The following is a 2,792-nucleotide window of genomic DNA, read 5'->3' on the forward strand; positions in this document are numbered from 1 at the left end:
GCCCAATGCCGTCAGCCCGTCCCAGTTCGACAACCTGGCCAACCCCGCCATCCACAAGGCGACGACCGCCGAGGAAATCTGGAACGACACCCAGGGCGCGGTGGACATCATCGTCGCCGGCGTGGGCACGGGCGGCACCATCACCGGCGTCGGTCAGGCCCTGAAGGCGAAGAAGCCGTCCGTACGCCTGATCGCAGTCGAGCCGACCGCCTCGCCGGTTCTGTCGGGCGGCGCCCCCGGTCCGCACAAGATCCAGGGCATCGGGGCGGGCTTCGTGCCGTCCATCGTCGATCGTTCGGTGATCGACGGCGTCGAGCAGGTCTCCAACGAGGACAGTTTCGACATGGCCCGCAAGGCCGCGCGGGTCGAGGGCATTCCGGTCGGCATTTCGTCCGGCGCGGCCCTGACCGCCGCCTTCCGTCTGGCCGCCCTGGACGAGAATGCGGGCAAGACCATCGTGGTCGTCATCCCCAGCTTTGCGGAGCGGTATCTGTCCACGGCGTTGTTCGAGGGGCTGTAGGGTCGCCTTTCACATTCATCCGTCACCCTCGGGCTTGACCCGAGGGCCGGAGGATCCGCCCCCTGTGCGCTGGATTTGAATTCGCGCAGGCGGACCCTCCGATCCTCGGGTCAAGCCCGAGGATGACGGTGTTGGTGTGGTTTGTAGCTCAGCCGAACACCCTGCCCAGCAGCCGCTCCAGACAGTCAGCGTCCACCGCATCGAAAGCCGCCTTCTCGGTCGCATCCACATCGAAGACCGCGATCAGTTCGCCGTCCGGCCCTTTGACCGGGACCACGATCTCGCTGGCCGAGCGGCTGTCGCAGGCGATGTGGCCGGGGAAGGCGTGGACGTCGGGCACGATCTGGGTGACGCCGGTCGCGGCCGCCGCGCCGCAGACGCCCCGCCCATAGGCGATCCTCAGACAGCCCAGCGTCCCCTGATAGGGACCGACCACCAGTTCGCGCGCTTTCGCCGGATCGACGACGTAGAAGCCCGTCCAGAAGAAGGCCGGGAAGGCGTCGGCCAGAATGGAGGAGACCGTCGCCATCCGCGCCGTCACGTTCGGCTCGCCGTCCAGCACGGCCAGGATCTCGGCCTCGACCTCGGCATAGCGTTCAGCCTTGTCGGCGGGGCGGTCGTCGCGGGCGATGTAGGACATGTCGGAACTCGATCTGGCGGGGACCGGCATATAGGCGGCGGCACCGATTTTGGTAGGCGAGGAGGGACTCGAACCCCCAACCAGACCGTTATGAGCGGTCGGCTCTAACCATTGAGCTACTCGCCCCCAGTGGTGACACGCGGGGTTAGCAGGCCGGGCGCAGGCTGCAAAGCCGCCTCCACAATTGCCGCGATTTCACGCCGATGAACGGAAGCTGAGCGGATCGCCTGTCCACGCGTTCAGGAGGGATCCGCCAGAAAGCGGCCATGACGGTCGGCCACAGGGTCGGCTGCGTTTCGTTCCTGAGGATACCCATGACCCGCAAACTCTCCGCTCTCGCCCTCGGCGCCGCCCTGATGGCCTCGACCGCCCTGGCGGCGACGGCCGCCTCCGCCCAATCGGTCCAGCAGACCCCCGTTTCGAGCACCATCCAGATGATCCAGACCCAGCCCTCGCTCAATCTCGCCGCCTCGGGCGAGGTGCGGGTGGCGCCCGACATGGCGACCGTGACCTTCGGCGTCGTGACCGAGGCCCCGACCGCACAGGCGGCGATGGCCCAGAACGCCGAGCGGATGAACGCCGTCTCCGCCGCCCTGCGCCGCGCGGGCGTGGCCGAGCGCGACATCCAGACCTCGGGCCTGAACCTTCAGGCCCAGTACGATTATCAGGAGAACCAGCCACCCAAGCTGCGCGGCTATCAGGCCTCCGACCGCGTCACCGTGCGGGTCATGGACCTGACCAAGACCGGCGCGACCGTGGACGCCGTGGTCGCTGCGGGCGTGAACCAGATCGACGGCGTGGCCTTCGGCCTGAAGGATCCGTCGGCGGCCGAGAACGAGGCGCGCCGTCTGGCCGTGAAGGCCCTGCAGGCCAAGGCCCAGCTCTATGCCGAGGCCCTGGGCGTCCAGCTGGGCGGCATCCGCAGCCTGAACGAAGGCGGTGGTTATACGCCCCAGCCGCCGATGCCGATGTACGCGATGCGCGCCGGCGCGATGGCGGCGGACTCGACCCCCGTTTCGGGCGGCGAGCTGTCGGTCAAGATCGACGTGACGGGCGTCTACGACATAGATCGGTGATCTAATCCTCCCCCAAGCGTAGCGCAGGGGGAGGGGGACCGTCGGAACGACGGTGGAGGGGGTTGACCCAGACGCGGTGTCTGCGGTTGGCCCCCTCCACCACTTCGTGGTCCCCCTCCCCCGATGGGAGAGGATTTCTGGTTAGGCCGCGCGTTTGATCTGGTTGGCGTCGTCGAGCAGCACGACGGTGGGGTTCCACTGACGGGCTTCTTCCTGCGGCAACTGGCCGTAGGTGACCACGATCACCTTGTCGTTCTTCTGGACCAGTCGGGCGGCGGCGCCGTTGACGCCAATCACTTTGGACCCACGCGGAGCCTCGATGGCGTAGGTGGTGAACCGGGCGCCGTTGGTGATGTTCAGCACATCCACCTGTTCGTGCGGGAAGATGCCCGCGGCGTCCAACAGATCGCGGTCGATGGCGATCGAGCCCTCATAGTCGAGATCGGCCTGGGTCACCGTCGCGCGGTGCAGTTTGGCCTTCATCAGGGTGACCAGCATGGACGGCGGTCTCCGAAATAGGACACGGGGCGATAGGCCCCCGCTCGCAGGCGGCTCA

The 2,792-nt window shown here is 67.5% G+C and carries 4 protein-coding genes and 1 tRNA gene; 2 read left to right on the forward strand and 3 right to left on the reverse strand.

What is annotated here, in order from left to right:
• On the forward strand, positions 1-520 hold a 520-nt coding region (locus tag ACT6QK_RS14910), incomplete at its 5' end, for a PLP-dependent cysteine synthase family protein (protein ID WP_444598606.1).
• A 148-nt stretch (positions 521-668) separates the two neighbouring features.
• On the opposite strand, the gene ACT6QK_RS14915 is transcribed toward ACT6QK_RS14910, so the two are convergent.
• Both ACT6QK_RS14915 and ACT6QK_RS14920 read right to left on the reverse strand, forming a co-directional pair.
• Positions 669-1,160 carry a GAF domain-containing protein gene (locus tag ACT6QK_RS14915; protein ID WP_444598607.1) on the reverse strand — a complete coding sequence of 164 codons (492 nt, stop codon included), beginning with the start codon at positions 1,158-1,160 and terminating at the stop codon, positions 669-671.
• A 50-nt stretch (positions 1,161-1,210) separates the two neighbouring features.
• Positions 1,211-1,286: transfer RNA gene (locus ACT6QK_RS14920), tRNA-Ile, on the reverse strand.
• 188 nt (positions 1,287-1,474) lie between these two features.
• On the opposite strand from ACT6QK_RS14920, the gene ACT6QK_RS14925 reads away from it, so the two are divergent.
• Positions 1,475-2,236 (forward strand): SIMPL domain-containing protein, encoded by a 762-nt coding sequence (locus ACT6QK_RS14925; protein ID WP_444598608.1) that lies wholly within the window; start codon positions 1,475-1,477, stop codon positions 2,234-2,236.
• 141 nt (positions 2,237-2,377) lie between these two features.
• Here ACT6QK_RS14925 and panD read toward each other — a convergent pair whose 3' ends face one another.
• Positions 2,378-2,734, reverse strand: a complete 357-nt coding sequence (gene panD / locus ACT6QK_RS14930) for an aspartate 1-decarboxylase (RefSeq protein ID WP_444598609.1) — start codon at positions 2,732-2,734, stop codon at positions 2,378-2,380.
• Positions 2,735-2,792: the final 58 nt, after the last annotated feature.

The sequence above is a fragment of the Brevundimonas sp. genome, from assembly GCF_052436175.1.
GTDB lineage: Bacteria > Pseudomonadota > Alphaproteobacteria > Caulobacterales > Caulobacteraceae > Brevundimonas.

Bases quoted from the DNA above. Each gene is read 5' to 3' on its own strand.
- ACT6QK_RS14915 (WP_444598607.1), bottom strand. From the start codon at position 1,160: ATGTCCTACATCGCCCGCGACGACCGCCCCGCCGACAAGGCTGAACGC.
- ACT6QK_RS14925 (WP_444598608.1), top strand. From the start codon at position 1,475: ATGACCCGCAAACTCTCCGCTCTCGCCCTCGGCGCCGCCCTGATGGCC.
- panD (WP_444598609.1), bottom strand. From the start codon at position 2,734: ATGCTGGTCACCCTGATGAAGGCCAAACTGCACCGCGCGACGGTGACC.